Origin of the sequence: Nonomuraea sp. NPDC047529 (genome assembly GCF_040642995.1) — a bacterium.
Lineage (GTDB): Bacteria > Actinomycetota > Actinomycetes > Streptosporangiales > Streptosporangiaceae > Nonomuraea.
Genome location: NZ_JBEYTJ010000021.1, coordinates 44,453 through 61,298, shown reverse-complemented (window position 1 = coordinate 61,298; position 16,846 = coordinate 44,453). Strand labels below are relative to the sequence as shown.

Below are 16,846 nucleotides of genomic sequence, written 5' to 3'. Positions count from 1 at the left end.
CTCGTGCGCCGGCACACCGTCGCCGACGCCGGGTGCCCGCTCACCGTGGGAAACGGGGAGTTCGCCTTCACCGCCGACGCCACCGGGCTGCAGACCTTCGCGCCGCTGGGCACGCAGGCGCAGTGGGGCTGGCACACGATGCCCAACCCCAAGGGCCACGTGCTGGAGGACGCGCTCACCGACTACGACGGCGTCGGCTATCCGGACCTGTATCCGGCCACCGAGGCGGGCGGCTGGCTGCACGTGAACCCGCACCGCCTGCATCTCGGGCGGATCGGCCTCGACGCCGACGAGAGCGCCGCGCTCGGCCGGTCGGCGCAGACCCTCGACCTGTGGACCGGCACGCTGTCCAGCTCGTTCGAGCTGGGCGGCCTGCCGTACGAGGTGGAGACGGTCTGCCATCCCGAGCGGGACCTGCTGGCCGTACGCGTGGTGGGCGGCACGGGGATCAGGATCGCCTTCCCCTACGCCAGCGACGGCTGGCACACCACCGCCGACTGGGACAGACCCGACCGGCACAGCACCACGTGCAGCCAGCGCGGCTCGCGCTGCGACTTCACCCGCGTCCTGGATCAGGACCGCTACCACGTGGCGGCCGAGTGGACCGGACCGGCGCGGCTCACCTCGCCCGGCCCGCACGTGTACCTGATCCAGGGCGACGAGCTGGAGCTCGTCGTCGAGTTCGCCCGCGAGCCCGTCGGCGCCGCCCTGCCGTCCTTCTCCCAGGTCCGTACGGCCGCCGCCGCCCACTGGGAGCGGTTCTGGACGAGCGGCGGAGCGGTGAGCTTCGAGGGCAGCACCGACCCGCGGGCGCCCGAGCTCGAACGCCGGGTCGTGCTCTCGCAGTACCTCACCGCGGTCAACTGCGCGGGCTCCACCCCGCCGCAGGAGACCGGGCTGGTCGTCAACTCCTGGAGCGGCAAGTTCCACCTGGAGATGCACTGGTGGCACGCCGCCCATTTCGTCCTGTGGGGCAGGCCGGAGCTGCTGGAGCGCAGCCTGCCGTGGTACCGCTCGATCCTGCCGCGGGCCAGGGCCACGGCCGCGCGGCAGGGGTTCCGCGGCGCCCGCTGGCCCAAGCAGGTGGGGCCGGAGGGCCGGGAGAGCCCGAGCGAGATCGGCGCGTTCATCATCTGGCAGCAGCCGCACCTGATCTACTTCGCCGAGCTGCTCCGCCGGGCCCGCCCGGGGGCGCTGGAGGACTACCGGGACCTGGTGTTCGAGACGGCCGAGTTCATGGCCTCCTTCGCCGGCGGCGGGCATCTGGGGCCGCCGCTGGTCCCGGCGCAGGAGTCCTACCACGAGTCCAGGCGGACGGTGCGCGATCCCGCGTTCGAGCTGGCCTACTGGTGGTGGGGGCTGGAGACGGCCCAGCGGTGGCGGGGCCTGCTCGGCCTCGACCCGGACCCGGAGTGGGCGCGGGTCCTGGACGGCCTGGCCCGGCCGCTGGTGCGCGACGGCGTCTACGCGGCCGTCGGCGTGGAGCCGTACACGGTCAGGACCGACCATCCCTCGATGACCGGCGCGCTCGGGTTCGTGCCGCCCACCCCGCTGATCGACCCCGAAATCATGCGGGCCACCCTGCACGACGTGCTCGCCGACTGGGACTGGGAGAGCGCCTGGGGCTGGGACTTCCCGATGCTCGCCCTGTGCGCGGCCCGGCTCGGCGAGCCCGCCACGGCCGTGGACGCGCTGCTGATGGACGCCCCGAAGAACACCTACCTGGCCGGCGGCCACAACCACCAGTGGGCCGGCCTGCTGCCGCTCTACCTGCCGGGCAACGGCGGTCTGCTGGCCGCCGTCGCCCACATGGCGGCGGAGGGGTGTTTCCCCGAAGGCTGGCAGGTTCAGGCGGAAGGGGTGGTCGCCATGCCGTGATCGGGGCCCGCGAGCAGGGCGACCGTGTAGTGGTAGAGGTCGCCGGCCGACGACGTCAGGGTGGCGGCGCGGCCCGCGCGCACCTCCGAGGCGACGTACTCGGTGGTCCCGTAGACGATCAGGCGGGGGATCGGGGCGCGCAGCGGCGGCAGCGCGGGATCCTCCGCCCTGGCCCGCGCGGCCAGCGCCCCGAGCATGTCCAGGAAGGGCCGGTAGGCGGCGTCACGCTGCTCGACGGCCCGCTCGCCCGCCCTGGGCAGCTCCACGAAGTACGCCTGCGCGTACTCCGGGCGCTCCTGCCACCAGCTCAGATAGGCGACCATGCCCAGCCGCAACGCCTCGCGCCAGCGGCCGCCCGTGCCCGACGCGGCCGTGTGGATCGCGTCGATCATGTCGGGCAGGTCGCGCTCGCACCCGGCGAGGAAGCACGCCTCCTTGTCGGCGAACTGGGCGTAGAAGGCGTTGCGCGAGACCCGCGCGGCGGCGATCACGTCCGGGACGCTCGTGGCGGCGTAGCCGCGCCGCGCGACGAGCCGCAGCATGGCCTCCACGAGGCGGTCGCGCTGGGACTCGCGAACCGTGTCGGGGGAGAGCCCGTGCCGCCCTCTGGGAAGTGGCCGGACCGCCGGAACTTCCTTCTGTTCATCTCTTGACATCGCTCACCGATCGTACTTCCCTCTCTTAGGAGACGTTCACGTCTCCAAATATCCCACGAGGTGACCATGGAGAACTTCACCCGTCGGCAGGCGTTGCGGGCAGGGGCACTCGGCCTCATGTCGGCCGGATTCCTGTCGTGGACCACCGAGGCCGGCGCCGCCTCCACCATCGAGACGACCTACAAGGCGACGGGTCCGTGGCAGGTCGCCACCGGCACCTCGGGCGGCCACCGGCTCTACTACCCGGCCGACCTGGGAGCGGGCGGCGTCACCCACCCGATCGTGACCTGGGGCAACGGCTCGTGGGCCACCCCCGACAACTATCCGGGGCTGCTCAACCACCTGGCCTCCTGGGGCTTCGCGGTGGTCGCCTCCACCGACACCACCACGGGCACCGGCGCCGAGATCCTCGCCGCCGCCCAGCACCTCGTCGGCCTCGGCGGCGACCCCGCCAGCGTCTTCCACGGCAAGCTGAACACCGCCCAGGTCGGCGCCGTCGGCCACTCCCAGGGCGCGGGCGGGGTCGTCAACGCGGCCAACCACTCCGCCGGGCTGATCAAGACCGTCGTGCCGATCGCCGTGCCCGCGCAGTGGATGGCCAGCCCCGGAGACGAGTTCTCGGTGGCCGCCCTGACCTGCCCGGTGCTCTTCCTCAGCGGCGCGGACGACTGGCTGATCTCCTCGGCCGGGACCGTCCAGGGCTACTACGACCAGGCCACCGCCGGAGCGGGCCGGGCGCTGCTCAAGGGCGCCGGGCACAACGACATCCAGAACACCGGCGGCGGCTTCCTCGGCTACGTGACCGCCTGGTTGAGGTACCGCCTCCAGGCCGACGCCCAGGCCCGCGCGGCGTTCACCGGCGGCGCCCCCGAGCTCCCCACCAACACCGCCTGGCAGAACCAGGCGCTCAAGAACCTCACCTAGGAGAACCACCATGGCGGATCTGACGCGGCGTGGGCTCCTCGCCGCCGGCGCGCTCACCCTGCTCGCCGGATGCGGCAAGGACCAGCCCCGGCAGCAGGCCGCGGGCGGCGGGCCGCGCGGCGAGGTCACCGTCTGGCTGCACGGCTCGCAGGACACCGGCCAGCAGTTCCAGGATCTCGTGCACCGCTACATCGCCGAGTTCAAGGTCGACGTGAAGCTGCTCTACCTGCCCGTGGGCCAGCTCGACGCCAAACTGCTGACCGCCTTCAGCGGCGGCGCCCCGCCCGACGTCTTCAAGATCGGCCACTGGAGCTTCCCCGCCCACGCCAGGAAGCAGCGGCTCGCGCCCGTCGACACCAAGGCGCTGCCGCTGCAGAACTACGAGCCGGGCACGACCACCCCGCTCACCTATCAGGACGTTCCCTACGGCGTGCCCATCGACTTCAACCCCTGCATGCTCTACTACCGCAAGGACCGGTTCGAGCAGGCCGGGCTCGACCCCGACAAGCCTCCGGCGACCTGGGAGGAGATCGCCGAGTACAGCGCCAAGCTCACCTCGAAGGACCGCGCGCGGGTCGGCCTCCAATGGCTCTATGGCGACCCGCAGTGGGCCCTCATGGCGCTGACCGCCCTCGTCCGCGGCAAGGGCGGCGAACTCGTCACGGCGGGCGGCACGAAGGCGTCGCTCGCCACCGAGCAGGGCATCGGCGCCCTGACGTACATGTCGGGGATCGGCAACCCCAAGCTCTCCAACCCGCTGGGCGCGCTCGGCCTGTTCTACTCCGGCCAGGCCGCCATGGTCGTCAGCGGCGCCTTCCTCGGCCCGGCGCTGGAGAAGCTCGGCAAGGACAAGCTCACCTTCGGCAAGCAGTACGGCGTCGCGCCCATGCCCACCTGGGCCGGCGGCCCGTCCGTCGTGCCCGCCTACACCTGGGGCTGGGGCGTGGCCAAGGACTCGCCCAACCAGTTCACCGCCTGGCACCTCGTCAACTACCTCCAGGGCGGCCCGTCGGTGACGGCCAACCTGGACAACGGCATCATCATCCCCACCAAGGGCTGGCGCGACGCCGGGCCGCGCGGCAAGTCCGAGATCATGACGATCGTCGCCGACAGCCTCCCGCACGTCGACTTCGGCCCGATCATCCCCGGCACCCTCGAACTGGCGAAGGCCGCGGCCGGCGCCGTGGACTCCGTCGCGCACGGCAAGGCGACCCCCGCCGAGGCCGCGGCGACCTTCGACGCCGCCGTGCGGCCGGCCCTGTGAGCGTGCTCGGCGAGGTCGGAGCCCGTCCGCGTGGGCCGGTGGGCGTGCTCGGCAGGGTCAGGGCCCGTCCCGAGGCCACGGCGGGCGTGGCGCTGACCCTGCCGGTGGCCGTCTTCTTCGTGGTGTTCTGGCTTGTCCCGTTCCTGTCGGCGATCTATCTCAGCTTCACCGATTACGAGATGGCCGGGACGCCCAACTGGATCGGGCTGGCCAACTACGAGCGCATGTTCGCCGATCCCGGCTTCCTCAACTCGGCGTGGATCACCGTCGTCTACACGGTCTGCACGGTCGTCCCGACGATCGTGCTGGCCCTGCTGGTGGCCGTGCCGCTGAGCAGGCCGGGACGGCTCAACCGCTGGCTCAGGGCGCTCGTCATGATCCCGGCCGTGATGCCGCTCGCCGCGACGTCGATGGTCTGGGTGATCATCTACTCCGACCGCGGCCTGGCCAACACCCTGCTCGGCCTGGTCGGGGTCGCGCCGCAGTCCTGGCTGACCAGCTCCGGCCTGGCCATCTGGGCGCTGGTCGTGATGGTCGTCTGGAAGAGCATGGGACTGTTCGTGATCATCCTGACCGCCGGGCTGCAGGCGCTGCCCGGCGAGGTGTACGAGGCCGCCGCCATCGACGGCTCGGGGCCGGTGACCACGTTCACCCGGATCACGCTCCCGCTGCTGCGCAGGACCCTGCTGTTCGTCCTGGTCATCTCGGTGGCCGGATCGATGCAGGCGTTCGTGCCCGCCTTCCTGCTCACCGGCGGCGGGCCCGCCGACGCCACCCAGGTGCTGCCCTACTACATCTGGGCCAACGCCTTCCCCTACGAGCACATGGGCTACGCCGCCGCGATGGGCATGGTGCTGCTGGCCGCCATGGTGATCGTCTCGGCGCTGCAGTTCACGTTCCTGAAGGGCGGCGACGAATGAGGGTCCTGCGTACCGCCTGGCTGATCGTCGCGGTCGGGTTCATGCTGCTGCCGGTCTACGCCATGATCGTGGTCGCCTCGGCGCCCGACGACACCGACCTGCGCGGGCTGGTCTTCAACGGCTTCCACCTGCCCGAGAACATCGGGGTGCTGTTCGGCGACGGCAACCTGCCCACGTACCTGCGCAACAGCCTCATCCTGTGCGTCGGCACCGCCGTCCTGGACGTGATCTTCTCGGCCGCCGCCGGGCATGCGATGGCCCAGCTGTCCTTCCCCGGCCGCCGCCTGCTGTTCGCGCTGGTCGTCGGCACGCTGGCGCTCACGCCGATGGTCCTGGTCATCCCGGTGTTCCTCATCGTGAAGGAGCTCGGCTGGGTCAACACGTTCCAGGGCATGATGGTGCCGGGCATGATCAGCGCGTTCGGCGTCTTCCTGGTGCGGCAGTTCGCCCTCGGCATCCCCAAGGAGCTGCTGCTGGCCGCGCGGGTCGACGGCGCGGGGGAGTTCCGCATCTTCGCGCGCATCGCCGTGCCGCTGCTCAAGCCGGCGCTCATCACCCTGTTCCTGGTGCATTTCCTGGCGCAGTGGGACAACCTGCTGTGGCCGCTGATCGTGGCCAACGAGCAGGAGCTGTGGCCGTTGCCGGTGGGGCTGGCCAACTTCCAGAGCGAGGTCGGCGTCACCTACCACCTGACCACCACCGCGGCACTGGTCACCGCCGTGCCGCCGTTCGTCCTCATGGTCGCGCTGCAGCGCTACTACGTGGCGGGGCTCACCTTCGGAGGGCTGAAACGATGATCCCGGACCTGGTCCCCGGCGCCGCGCGGATGATGGCGTGGATCGAGACGGTCACCGCGCGGGGCGTCAGGCGTCCCGGCTACCCGGCCGACGACTGGACCGCCGCGTGGGCGGCCGAGCGCTTCACCGGGTTCGGGCTGCGCGACGTCCGGCTGACGCCGGTCGAGCTGCCCGTCTGGCGGCCGGTGACGGCGGCCCTGGAGGTGTGCCTGGACGCCGACCCGTCCAGGGGCGTCCGGGTGGCGGCCTCCGCCCTGCCCTACACCACGCCGAAGGCGGTCGTGCGCGCGCCGGTCAGCCGCGAGGTCGTGCCGGGGGCGATCGTCGTGCCCGAGTACGCCTTCACCGAGCTGCCGCAGTCCTACGTCAGGGACCTGGCGACGGCCGTGCACGACCCCGAGGACGTCTTCGGCGAGCTGGTCCAGACGCTGCCGTTCCAGCTCGACCACCTCGACGTCCTCCAGGGCGTCATCGACGGCGGCGCCGCCGCCTTCGCGGGCGCGCTGACCGGGGTGCCGTGGGAGACCCGCGACTACTACGTGCCCTACGACGCCGTCCACCGCGACCTGCCGGCCGTCTGGCTGTCGGGCGGCGACTCGCGCCGGGTGCTCGACCTGGTCGACGAGGGGCCCTGCACGGGCACGCTCACCGTCGAGTCGGAGACGGGCCCGGCCGTCTCGCACAACGTGATCGGCACGCTCCCCGGCCGCTCCGACCAGTGGGTGATCATCGGCTCGCACCACGACGCGCCCTGGGCCTCGGCCGTCGAGGACGCCTCCGGGATCGCGCTGGTGCTGGCCGCCGCCCAGTACTGGGCCGCGGTGCCCGAGCGCGACCGGCCGCACAACCTGCTCTTCCTGCTGACCGCGGGCCACATGGCGCACGCCGCCGGCACCCGGGCCTTCATCGAGGACAACCGCGGCCTGCTGGACGACGTCGTCCTCCAGCTCCACCTGGAGCACGCCGCCCGGCGGTGCGTGGTCGAGGACGGCGAGCTCACGCCCACCGGCGACCCCGAGACCCGCTGGTGGTTCACCAGCAGGAAGCCGGAGCTGGAGAGCCTGGTGGCGGCGGCCCTCGTCGCGGAGGACCTGAGACGCTCGTTCGTGCTGCCGCCGGACGTGTTCTCGCCGATGCCGCCCACCGACGGGGCCTTCTTCCATCCCGAAGGGGTGCCGCTCGTGCACTTCCTGTCGGCTCCCATGTACCTGTTCGACTCGGCCGACACCCTGGACAAGGTGGACGAGGCCGGGCTTGAGCCGCTCACCCGGGCGGCCGTCAGAATCGTCGAAGGGACGGCCGGATGGCGCCGGGCATGATCGTGCGTACCGCGTCGGGGCTGGTCGAGGGCATGGTCGAGGAGGGGGTGCTCGCCTTTCTCGGGGTGCCGTACGCCGCCCCGCCCTTCGGCGAGCACCGCTTCGGCGCGCCCGTCCCGCCACCGGCGTGGGACGGCGTGCGGCCCGCCGTCACGCGCGGCCCCGCCGCCCCGCAGGCGGCCGGTGAGGACATCGGCCTGTACGCGCCCGACGTCTTCCAGGCCGGCGAGGACTGCCTCAACCTCGACGTGCGCACCCCGCGGACCGGCCCGGCGGGGCTGCCCGTCCTGGTCTGGATCCACGGCGGCGCGTTCTCCATCGGCGGCAACGGGGCGGCCTGGCACCAGGGCCACCGCTTCGCCCGCGACGGCGTGGTCTGCGTGGCCGTCAACTACCGGCTCGGCTTCGAGGGCTTCCTGGCCCTGGAGGACGCCCCGCTCAACCGGGGCGTCCTCGACTGGCTGGCCGCGCTGGAGTGGGTGCGCGACAACATCGCGGCCTTCGGCGGCGACCCCGGCAACGTGACGGTCGCCGGGCAGTCGGCGGGCGCCGCCGCCGTCGCCACCCTGTTGACGATGCCCCGCGCCGAGGGGCTGTTCCATCGCGCGATCGTGATGAGCGGCTCGGCCACCCTGGTCGCCGGCGAGCAGGAGGCCCGCGATCATGCCAAGGCGCTCGCCGCCCGGCTGGGCATCGCCCCGACCAGGTCGGCCTTCGCCGCGCTGTCCCCCGAGGCGCTCGTCGCCGAACAGCCGCCGCCGCTGACCGGCGACTCCGGCGGGCTGAACGAGTCGGTGCCGGTCAAGCCGGTCGTGGACGGCGACCTGATCCCGGACGTCCCGCTGGCCGCCCTGCGCGCGGGCGCGAGCGGGGCTCTGCCCCTGCTGGTCGGCTGCACGTCCCAGGAGGCCGACGTGTTCGTCCGCCGGATGGCCGCCGATGTCGACGAGGCCGGTGCGCAGGCCCTGCTGGACCATCTCGGCGTCCAGGTGGACGAACCCGGCCGCACGCCCGCCGAACGCGTCGGACGCGCCGTCACCGAGCACCTGTTCACCCGCGAGACCCGCTGGATCCGCGAGGCCAGGCCCGCCCACGGCTACGAGTTCCGGTGGGAGTCGCCCGTCGAGAGCCCGGTCGGCGGCGGACGCGTGGGCGCGGTGCACAACCTCGACCTGCCGTTCGTCTTCGACGTGCTGGACGCGCCCGGCGTCGCACGCACCGCGGGGCCGGACGCGCCGCAGGCGGTGGCCGACGCGATGCACGCCGCCTGGGTGCGTTTCGCCCGCACCGGCGACCCCGGCTGGCCGCTCGGGCACACCATGATCTTCGGTGAGCCCGCCGGCGGGTGAGGTTCGAGACCGCCGGCCCGGAGGAGATGACCTCCGGGCCGGAGGTGGTCAGGCGACTACCTGGTCAGGACCATCAGCGTGAAGAAACCGGTGTACTCGCAGAAGTACGACAGGTAGGCGCCGCTGGCCTTGAGCTGCTTGCCCTTGGCGACGCACTTCGCCTCGCTGGAGTAGTCGCCGTACTTGATCCAGGTGGACGCCGCGACCGAGGTGGACGACGTGGCGGAGGTGGTCGCGGAGCTGGCGGGCGCGGTCAGCGCGGAGCAGGTCGCGGCCAGGGCGACCGCCGCGAACGTGGTCGCGGCGGCACGGGTGAGCTTGGGCATAGCATCCCTTCGGGGGTGGGGCGGCCATCACGGCGGAACGGTAGATCATTTCCGCCGCGATCTTGATCATAATCATGCGCCCGGCACTCGCCCTACGCCGCCCCCGGTGATTCCAGCGTCCTGGATCGCGAAATAGGCCGATACCTCAGGGGATACCGGCGGCACCGCGCACGGCGTGGACCCCGAGCGGAGCGACAGGGTCGCGTGGTACGCCGCCGCCACGGCGTCCCGGGCGGCCACGGGCGAGGTGTCGGTGGCCCCGCCGTCCCTGGCGAAGCGGAGGAACTCCGTCATCAGCGCCCGGTCGGCCCCGCCGTGCCCGCCTTCGGCCTCGGGCACGGTGACGACCAGGTCGCCGTCGGCGTCGTAGTCGCGCCGGCGCCTGTTCCACACCCGTACGACGCCGGTGCCCCGATGGTCGCCGAAGTTCTCCAGCCTGCCCTCGGTGCCGATCACCGTGTAGTTGCGCCAGTAGTCGGGCGTGTAGTGGCACTGCTGGTAGCTGGCCTGCACGCCGTTGTCCAGCCGCATCAGGACCATCGACAGGTCCTCCACGTCGATGACCGGGTTGAGGCCGCGCTGGCTGAGCGGCGGCCAGTTGCGCCCGGGGTCGAACCAGTGCTCGTCCAGGCCGGGCGAGCGGTCCGTGACGCGGCCGTAGACGCCCAGGGAGCCCATGGCCGTCACCAGGCCGGTGCGCGAACCGGCCAGCCAGTGGATGACGTCGAGGTCGTGGGCGCCCTTCTGCAGCAGCAGGCCGGTGGTGTTGCGGCGGTCGGCGTGCCAGTCCTTGAAGTAGTAGTCGCCGCCGTGGCCGACGAAGTGGCGGCACCAGACGGCCGTCACCTCGCCGATCGCGCCCTGCCCGATCAGCGAGCGCATCTCGCGGACGACCGGCATGTGACGCATGTTGTGGCCGACGTACAGGCGGGCGCCGTGGGCGCGGGCCGCCTCCAGGACGCGGTCGGCGTCGTCCACGGTGGTGGCCAGCGGTTTCTCCACGAACGTGGGCAGGGTTGCGTGGCAATCGCTTGCCACTGTTGCGCATCTCCTGGGGCGTCGCCGCCTCGCCGCTTCGAGTGCTCGGCAGCCACGATCCGTAACGTATTCGTCACTCAAATGACTATGGTCACGGTTGGTAATGCCTCGACAGCATTGAGTCTTCCCAAGAGTGGAGGCAGAAGTGGCCAGTGAGTTCCAGCGCAAGAAGGTCGGCGGAGTCTTCCGGGCGATGGACCTGGACGGCGACGGCCGGCTGACCCAGGCCGACTTCCAGGCGCTCGCCCACCGCTGGACGGCCGTCGCGGGGTCCGTGCCGCCGGAGCGGCTGGTCTCCGTCATGACGGGCTGGTGGCCGGTGCTGCGGGCCGCCTCCGGCCCCGACGGCGACGAGGCCGTCTCGCTCGACCAGGTGCTCCACGTCGTGGACGGGCTCGGCGACCTGGCCGACGCCGTCGCCGGCACCGCCGACGCCATGTTCGAGGCCATCGACCTCAACGGCGACGGCCTGATCTCCCGTTCGGAGTACGGCGCGCTCATCGAGACGTGGAACGGCGCGCCCTCGACGACCGACGAGATCTTCCCGCGCCTCGACCTGGACGGCGACGGCCACCTCACCCGCGACGAGTTCCGCGTCCACTGGACGGAGTTCTGGGCCGGCGACGACCCGGACGCCCCCGGCTCCTACGTCTTCGGCGCCCTGGCGGAGTAACGCGCCCTCGGCTGCCGGACGGCAGGGAAACGCCCCGGCCCCGTTCCCGGCGCCGGGGCGCGCTGTCAGAGCTTGGCCCCGTCATTGGGGCTGGGGTGGGTTGTCTGTCCGCCGGAGGAGGCCGCCGACCTGCTGTACGGCCTGCTCAGCTCACGGTGGGCCGCCCAGCAGGTGGGTCGCGCGGTCCGTGCGCAGGTGGAGGGCGGTGCGGCCCTTGCGTTGCGTGGACACCAGACCGGCCCCGCGCAACGCGCCCAGGTGTTGGGAGACCGCGCTCGGCGTGATGCCCAGGCGGGTGGCCAGCGCCGCGGTCGCCAGGGGTTCGGCCAGGGCGGCGAGAATCTGCGTCCTCGTGTGGCCGAGCACGGGGGCCAGGCCCGTCAGCGCCGGTGGGGGCGACTCCCAGAGCAGGCCGACGCCCGTCGCCGGGTAGCGGATCGACGCGGCGGTGACCGGGGCCTTGTCGACGCCCACGTCCGGCCAGTTGAAGACGCTGGGTTGCAGGACCAGGCCGTGCCCGCCGGTGTCGACCGTGTGCACGGAGTGCGGAGCGCGCCGGCCGTGCACCACGAGCTGGTCGTCGTCCCAGGCGATGTCCCGGTGCAGCTCGGTGAACAGCGCCTGCACCCCGCCCTCCACCAGGGTCAGCGCGCGCCGCCCGATGTCGGCCTCCAGAACGGCGCACATCCGGCCCCACTGTGGCGCGATCAGCAGCTCGTGGCAGCGACGCAGCGCCTCGGCCAGCCGCGGCAGCACGGTCGCGGGCTCGGGGGCGTTCTCGGCCGGCATGCCCAGGACCGCGCCGTACTCCTGCCGGAAGAAGTCCTCCGGCGTGGCCCGTACCAGGTCCAGTTCGGACGCCATCGAGGGCAGGCGCTCCCTCGGCGTGGGGAACAGGAACGACGGCAGCGGTCCGGAGATCAGCGCCCGCAACAGCGGCAGCTCGCGTTCGCCCGCCAGCAGCGGACGCGCCTGGCGCACCCAGGGCCGATGGACGGCGTGGCCGCCCGTGCCCAGCAGGATCCGCAGCGCCAGCACCGTCTCGCCCAGCGGTGAGACGGCGAATCGCACCTTGGCGACCGACGCCGCGGTGAACCTGATCTCGACCGCCATCCGACCCTCATCATGTAGCTGTGGCTAAACGATAGCCGAGCCGTGCCGGTCTCCCGCAGGCTGCGGAGCATGCACTTCTTCACCTCCTACGACGGCACCGAGCTCGCCTTTCACAGGTTCGGCGACGGCGCCCCCGTGGTCTGCCTGCCCGGCGGGCCGATGCAGGCTTCCGCCTATCTCGGCGACCTCGGAGGTCTCCCGGCGCACCGGCAGCTCGTCATGACGGACCTGCGGGGCACCGGACGGTCCGCCGTGCCGGACGACACCGCCTCCTACCGTTGCGACCGCCTGGTCGAGGACGTCGAAGCCCTGCGCGAGCACCTCGGACTCGACCGGATGGACCTGCTCGCCCATTCCGCGGGCACGAACCTGGCCCTGCTGTACGCGACCCGCTTCCCGGAACGCGTCGGCAGGCTCGCCCTGATCGCCCCGAGCGTCGCCGCCGTCGGCATCCCGATCAGCGCAGACGTCCGGAAGGAGATCGCCCGGCTGCGCGAGGGCGAGCCCTGGTTCCCGGCGGCGTCCGCGGCACTGGAGAGCGTCATGGCCGGACAGGCCACCGGCGACGCCTTCCGGGCCATCGCGCCGTTCTGGTACGGCCGCTGGGACGAGACGGCCCAGGCGCACAGGGCCGCCGAGGACGAGCAGCGCAACGACGAGGCGGCGGCGGTCTTCGGCTCCGAGGGCGCCTTCGACCCCGGCGCCACCCGCGCCGCCCTCGCCCGCTTCACCTCGCCGGTGCAGGTGGTCGCGGGGGAGGTGGACCTGAACTCCCCTCCCGTCGCGGTGATCGAGCTCGCCGGGCTGTTCCCGCACGCGGAGCTCGTCGTCCAGGCGCGGGCCGGGCACTTCCCGTGGCTCGACGACGCCGACCGGTTCGTGGCCACCACGTCGGCGTTCCTGCGGTAGGGCCGACAGGTGTCGCGGAGGGCGTGAAAGCAGAACACCGCATCGGATGAGTAGGGGATGTGACTGCCAATTCGACGGCTCCGGATCTCGCCGATCCGCGGGAGACGATCAGCGACGAGGCTCTGGTGGAGCTGTCACGCCGGTCACCCGACCGCTTCGGCGAGATCTACGACCGGTACGTACGCGAGATCCACGCCTACCTGGGCAGACGGCTCGACGGGCAGGCCGCTGACGATCTCACGGCCGAGGTGTTCCTGGCCGCGTTCAAGAAGCGTGGGACGTTCGATCCCCGGCGTGGCACGGTCCGTCCCTGGTTGTACGGCTTCGCCGGCGTCGTGATCGGGCTGCACCGGCGGGCCGAGGCCCGGCGGCTGGCCGCGCTGCAACGCGGCGCCGGCGTGGACGACGACCGGGAGCACGGCCACGAGGACCGCGTGGTCACCCGCATGGACGCCGCGAACGCACAGGGGCGGCTCGCGGCCGGGCTGCGGGCGCTGTCCGACGGCGACCGGGACGTGCTGCTGCTGAGCGCGCTGGCCGAGTTGAGCCACCAGGAGGTGGCCCAGGCGCTCGACATCCCGTACGGGACCGTCGGATCCCGCCTGTCGCGGGTCCGCAGGAAGCTTCGTGCCGCCCTGGGCGGTGTCAATCCGCTGCTTGGAGGGTCTGATGGATGATTACCGGGCGGTGCGGGACCTGCTGCCCCCGCCGCCGTTGTCACCCGAGGTCGAGCGGGCCGGGCGCGAACGGCTGGCAGCCGCCTTCGCCCGGGAGCGTCCACGGCGTGGCCGCACCAGGTGGAGTGCGCTGGCGCTCGGCCTGGCCGGGGCCGCCGCGGCGGCCGCAATCGTCGCGGTGAACGTCGCGCCCGCCGGCGTGCCCGCCTCTCATGGCGTGGCCGTCCAGGCGGACGGCAAGCGGTTCCTGCTGGTCGCGGCCGCCTCAGTGGCTGCCGTGCCCGACGAAGGCGGGTGGTGGGGCAGCACGGAGGTCCGCGGCCGGCAGTTCCACGAGCCGGGCGGACGGTACGTCCTGCGGGAGAGCGAGTCGGTCGAGACCTGGATGCCCGCGGACCCCGAAGGGCTCACCTGGTACCGCTCGACCCCTCAGGGGATCAGGCCCGCGACGCCCCAGGACGAGGCGGCGTGGGCCGCCGACGGCTCGCCGACGTCCTGGACGTACGACAAGCCCTCGGAAACCGGGCGCTCCGGTGTCGTACGGTCCGGACCCGGCGAGCGGCGGACCTGGTCGACCGAGGACTGGGACTTCCGCATCCTCACGGCGGGCAAGCCCCTGACCAAGATGAGCGAGGTGCCCGACACCCCTGAAGGGCTGAAGGCGTTCTTCGCCGCCGACGACCGTACGACCATCGACACCGCGGCGCGGCTGCTGTTCTTCGCGCCGGTGACGAACGCGACCAGGGCCGCCGCGTACCGGCTGCTCGCCTCCCTGCCCGGGGTCGCCGCCGTCGGGCAGGCGACCGACGTGCTGGGCCGGGCCGGGCAGGCGGTCGAGTACGAGTCCGGCGAGTTCGCGCCGCCGGACCACCGAGGGGCGACCAGGACCCGGCTGGTGATCGACCCCGCCTCCGGCAGACCTCTTTCCCTCGAAGTCCGATCCGCCGCGGACGGCCTGCTCCTGACGTACACCGCGATCCAGGACAGCCGCTGGGCGGATGCCAACCCGTTGAAGGAGAACGCATGAGAATCACCCTTGCCGTCGCCGCCGGGCTGCTGTTGGCCGGTGTGGCCGCTGTCCCGGCGTCCGCCGACGCGCCGAAGGGGGCGTACTGGCGGGTCGAGACGATCTACACCACCACCCACCCCCGCCCGGTCGGCAGCGGCTACCACCTGACCCAGCGCAACGTCACCACCGAGTGGCTGTCGCCGAACGGCAAGGCCTGGACCGGCATGCGTGAGCTGGGAGCCAGGCCCGCGACCAAGAAGGACGAGGCCGCCTGGCGCGCCGACGGATCTCCGACCACCTGGGACTACCGCACGGAAGGCATGAAGATCCACCTGTCCACCCAGCCCGGCAAGGGCTGGGTGGGGGCGGCCAAGGGGCGGCCCGACGGGTTCCTGTCGCGCGGGAAGGTAGTGACGTACCAGCAGCTCCAAGAGCTGCCGACGGACGCCGAGGCGCTCAGGAAGCAGCTGACCGCCGAGGTCGACGCCTGGATCGACGAGGCCGCCGAAGAGGCGAAGACCACCGACCCGAAGGCCACGAGGAACGACTGGCTGGTCAACCTCGACCGGTATGTCGCCGAGCGGGCGGTCGAGCTCCTGTACGTGAACCCGGTGCCCGACAAGGTCCGGGCCGCCGCCTACCAGGTGCTGAAGACCACCAAGGGCGTCGGCGATCTCGGCCGGGACAAGGACCCGCTGGGCCGCTCGGGCCAGAAGCTCGCCCTGCCCGTCTCGTCCAGGAAGGGGACGGCGCTCAAGCAGCAGCTCCTTGTGGACACCTCGGCCATGACGCTGCTGGCCGAGTACACCGACCTCAAGGACGGCGGCAAGGCGGTGCTCGGCAAGTCCGGCGTGACGACGTACAAGGCCGGCTGGACGGACGACAAGCCCGCGGTTCCGGCCGCGAGCTGACCGGTCCACGGCCGAAGACGTCGACGTGACGCGTCGCGGCACGCGGCGCGTCACATCAGGGGCTGTGCTGTCGGGGACCTGTGCTGTCAGGGGCTGTGCGGTCAGGAACGGGCGGCCTGCGCCTGCGTCAGGCGCGGGCGCGGCGTGAAGCGGACCTGGACGGCCGCCGCAGCCGCCAGCACCACCGCCAGGAGCGCGCCGGCGGCGAGCAGAGTGGTCCCGTCGGGGTGGACGAGCGCCTGGCCGCGCTGTGCCTGCCAGATCAGCAGCCCGGTGAGACCGGCGTAACCGAACGCGGCCACGATCACCAGCGGGACCCGGCGCACCCACAGCGCGATCAGCGGCAGCACCTGCAGCGCGTGCAGCCCGACGAAGTGGGCCACCCGCAGGTCGCCGCCGCCGGTCGCCCAGCCGAGCAGCGGCATCCCCGCGCCGCCGTCCGCCGCGCCGACCGTGTGCGCGCCGATCGTGATCAGCTTGAGGCCGCCGGCCAGCGCCTGGGCCTGCTCCGGCGTCGGCGCGGTCATCAGGTAGCCGACCGACATGCCCGCCAGCGAGATCGCCACCCCCAGCGGGATCGCCCAGGCCATCGCCCGGTTCACCCGGCGCTGCATGACCAGGAAGATCCCCAGCGCCAGCGTGAGCGCCCAGCCCAGGTAGGCGGCCCCTCCCATCAGCATGAACACCGACTTGTCGAGCGTGGTGGCGAAGTTGAAGTGGCTGCGCACCCCGCGCACCGCCTGGAAGGTGATCGCGGAGATCTCCGGCAGCACGAACAGCGCCACCGTGACCGTGCCCAGCCACCACAGGGTCCGCCGCCACCGTTCCACCTGGCTGATCATCCAGGCGAGGGTGAGCGCGTACAGGGCGAAGGAGGCGGCGAACTTGAACGGTTTGAGCCACACCCCTTCGCCCATGACCGTCCGCCCGTCGACCACCAGGCCGACGCCGCTCACCAACGCGAGCGCCGCCATCGCGAGGGCACAGGCGACGAGCGGGCCGTGCCAGGTTCTCCAGCGCAGGGAAGTCATGACGTCTCCTTCAGATCGACTGAAGACAACCCTGCTGGCCAGGGACGACACG

The 16,846-nt window shown here is 72.3% G+C and carries 17 protein-coding genes; 12 read left to right on the top strand and 5 right to left on the bottom strand.

Going from position 1 to position 16,846, the window contains the following annotated elements; genetic code table 11:
- Positions 1-3 precede the first annotated feature (3 nt).
- Entirely contained in the window at positions 4-1,878 is a 1,875-nt protein-coding gene (locus ABZ815_RS29605) for a hypothetical protein (RefSeq protein ID WP_357703561.1), read from the top strand.
- Here ABZ815_RS29605 and ABZ815_RS29600 read toward each other — a convergent pair.
- Complete coding sequence (locus ABZ815_RS29600; protein ID WP_357703558.1) at positions 1,848-2,534, bottom strand: TetR/AcrR family transcriptional regulator; 687 nt, start codon at positions 2,532-2,534, stop codon at positions 1,848-1,850. The genes ABZ815_RS29605 and ABZ815_RS29600 overlap by 31 nt on opposite strands.
- Before the next feature lie 66 nt (positions 2,535-2,600).
- Here ABZ815_RS29600 and ABZ815_RS29595 point away from each other — a divergent pair, with 66 nt between their 5' ends.
- From ABZ815_RS29595 to ABZ815_RS29570, 6 genes are read left to right on the top strand one after another with little or no spacing between them, the layout of a single operon-like run.
- Positions 2,601-3,458, top strand: a complete 858-nt coding sequence (locus ABZ815_RS29595; RefSeq protein ID WP_357703556.1) for an alpha/beta hydrolase — start codon at positions 2,601-2,603, stop codon at positions 3,456-3,458.
- Between the two features lie 10 nt (positions 3,459-3,468).
- Positions 3,469-4,722: an extracellular solute-binding protein gene (locus ABZ815_RS29590; protein WP_357703555.1), complete on the top strand. Its 1,254-nt coding sequence runs from the start codon at positions 3,469-3,471 to the stop codon at positions 4,720-4,722.
- Complete coding sequence (locus tag ABZ815_RS29585; RefSeq protein WP_357703553.1) at positions 4,719-5,642, top strand: sugar ABC transporter permease; 924 nt, start codon at positions 4,719-4,721, stop codon at positions 5,640-5,642. The genes ABZ815_RS29590 and ABZ815_RS29585 overlap by 4 nt, the downstream gene beginning before the upstream one ends.
- Positions 5,639-6,439 carry a carbohydrate ABC transporter permease gene (locus ABZ815_RS29580; protein WP_357703550.1) on the top strand — a complete coding sequence of 267 codons (801 nt, stop codon included), beginning with the start codon at positions 5,639-5,641 and terminating at the stop codon, positions 6,437-6,439. The genes ABZ815_RS29585 and ABZ815_RS29580 overlap by 4 nt, the downstream gene beginning before the upstream one ends.
- The gene (locus ABZ815_RS29575) at positions 6,436-7,758 is read left to right on the top strand and encodes a M28 family peptidase (protein ID WP_357703548.1); all 1,323 of its coding nucleotides are present in this window, start codon (positions 6,436-6,438) and stop codon (positions 7,756-7,758) included. The genes ABZ815_RS29580 and ABZ815_RS29575 overlap by 4 nt, the downstream gene beginning before the upstream one ends.
- Positions 7,755-9,107: a carboxylesterase family protein gene (locus tag ABZ815_RS29570; RefSeq protein WP_357703545.1), complete on the top strand. Its 1,353-nt coding sequence runs from the start codon at positions 7,755-7,757 to the stop codon at positions 9,105-9,107. Before ABZ815_RS29575 ends, ABZ815_RS29570 begins: the two co-directional genes overlap by 4 nt.
- 56 nt (positions 9,108-9,163) lie before the next feature.
- Here the strand turns inward: ABZ815_RS29570 and ABZ815_RS29565 are convergent, their stop codons facing one another.
- Positions 9,164-9,433, bottom strand: coding sequence for a hypothetical protein (locus ABZ815_RS29565; protein WP_357703542.1), 270 nt, complete (start codon positions 9,431-9,433; stop codon positions 9,164-9,166).
- A 72-nt stretch (positions 9,434-9,505) separates the two neighbouring features.
- Entirely contained in the window at positions 9,506-10,471 is a 966-nt protein-coding gene (locus ABZ815_RS29560) for a Gfo/Idh/MocA family oxidoreductase (protein WP_357703540.1), read from the bottom strand.
- Between the two features lie 145 nt (positions 10,472-10,616).
- On the opposite strand from ABZ815_RS29560, the gene ABZ815_RS29555 reads away from it, so the two are divergent.
- Entirely contained in the window at positions 10,617-11,144 is a 528-nt protein-coding gene (locus ABZ815_RS29555) for an EF-hand domain-containing protein (protein ID WP_357703538.1), read from the top strand.
- Between the two features lie 150 nt (positions 11,145-11,294).
- Here the strand turns inward: ABZ815_RS29555 and ABZ815_RS29550 are convergent, their stop codons facing one another.
- On the bottom strand, positions 11,295-12,257 hold the full coding sequence (locus tag ABZ815_RS29550; protein WP_357703535.1) for a DUF5937 family protein: 963 nt from the start codon (positions 12,255-12,257) through the stop codon (positions 11,295-11,297).
- 69 nt (positions 12,258-12,326) lie between these two features.
- Here ABZ815_RS29550 and ABZ815_RS29545 point away from each other — a divergent pair, with 69 nt between their 5' ends.
- From ABZ815_RS29545 to ABZ815_RS29530, 4 genes are read left to right on the top strand one after another with little or no spacing between them, the layout of a single operon-like run.
- Positions 12,327-13,166: an alpha/beta hydrolase gene (locus ABZ815_RS29545; protein WP_357703533.1), complete on the top strand. Its 840-nt coding sequence runs from the start codon at positions 12,327-12,329 to the stop codon at positions 13,164-13,166.
- 59 nt (positions 13,167-13,225) lie between these two features.
- Positions 13,226-13,843 carry an RNA polymerase sigma factor gene (locus tag ABZ815_RS29540; protein ID WP_357703531.1) on the top strand — a complete coding sequence of 206 codons (618 nt, stop codon included), beginning with the start codon at positions 13,226-13,228 and terminating at the stop codon, positions 13,841-13,843.
- Complete coding sequence (locus tag ABZ815_RS29535; RefSeq protein WP_357703528.1) at positions 13,836-14,870, top strand: hypothetical protein; 1,035 nt, start codon at positions 13,836-13,838, stop codon at positions 14,868-14,870. The genes ABZ815_RS29540 and ABZ815_RS29535 overlap by 8 nt, the downstream gene beginning before the upstream one ends.
- Positions 14,867-15,763, top strand: coding sequence for a hypothetical protein (locus ABZ815_RS29530; protein WP_357703525.1), 897 nt, complete (start codon positions 14,867-14,869; stop codon positions 15,761-15,763). Before ABZ815_RS29535 ends, ABZ815_RS29530 begins: the two co-directional genes overlap by 4 nt.
- 101 nt (positions 15,764-15,864) lie before the next feature.
- Here ABZ815_RS29530 and ABZ815_RS29525 read toward each other — a convergent pair whose 3' ends face one another.
- Positions 15,865-16,794: a hypothetical protein gene (locus ABZ815_RS29525; protein ID WP_357703523.1), complete on the bottom strand. Its 930-nt coding sequence runs from the start codon at positions 16,792-16,794 to the stop codon at positions 15,865-15,867.
- Positions 16,795-16,846 lie beyond the last annotated feature (52 nt).

Bases quoted from the DNA above. Each gene is read 5' to 3' on its own strand.
- ABZ815_RS29600 (WP_357703558.1), bottom strand. From the start codon at position 2,534: ATGTCAAGAGATGAACAGAAGGAAGTTCCGGCGGTCCGGCCACTTCCC.
- ABZ815_RS29595 (WP_357703556.1), top strand. From the start codon at position 2,601: ATGGAGAACTTCACCCGTCGGCAGGCGTTGCGGGCAGGGGCACTCGGC.
- ABZ815_RS29590 (WP_357703555.1), top strand. From the start codon at position 3,469: ATGGCGGATCTGACGCGGCGTGGGCTCCTCGCCGCCGGCGCGCTCACC.
- ABZ815_RS29580 (WP_357703550.1), top strand. From the start codon at position 5,639: ATGAGGGTCCTGCGTACCGCCTGGCTGATCGTCGCGGTCGGGTTCATG.
- ABZ815_RS29575 (WP_357703548.1), top strand. From the start codon at position 6,436: ATGATCCCGGACCTGGTCCCCGGCGCCGCGCGGATGATGGCGTGGATC.
- ABZ815_RS29570 (WP_357703545.1), top strand. From the start codon at position 7,755: ATGATCGTGCGTACCGCGTCGGGGCTGGTCGAGGGCATGGTCGAGGAG.
- ABZ815_RS29565 (WP_357703542.1), bottom strand. From the start codon at position 9,433: ATGCCCAAGCTCACCCGTGCCGCCGCGACCACGTTCGCGGCGGTCGCC.
- ABZ815_RS29550 (WP_357703535.1), bottom strand. From the start codon at position 12,257: ATGGCGGTCGAGATCAGGTTCACCGCGGCGTCGGTCGCCAAGGTGCGA.
- ABZ815_RS29545 (WP_357703533.1), top strand. From the start codon at position 12,327: ATGCACTTCTTCACCTCCTACGACGGCACCGAGCTCGCCTTTCACAGG.
- ABZ815_RS29535 (WP_357703528.1), top strand. From the start codon at position 13,836: ATGGATGATTACCGGGCGGTGCGGGACCTGCTGCCCCCGCCGCCGTTG.
- ABZ815_RS29530 (WP_357703525.1), top strand. From the start codon at position 14,867: ATGAGAATCACCCTTGCCGTCGCCGCCGGGCTGCTGTTGGCCGGTGTG.
- ABZ815_RS29525 (WP_357703523.1), bottom strand. From the start codon at position 16,794: ATGACTTCCCTGCGCTGGAGAACCTGGCACGGCCCGCTCGTCGCCTGT.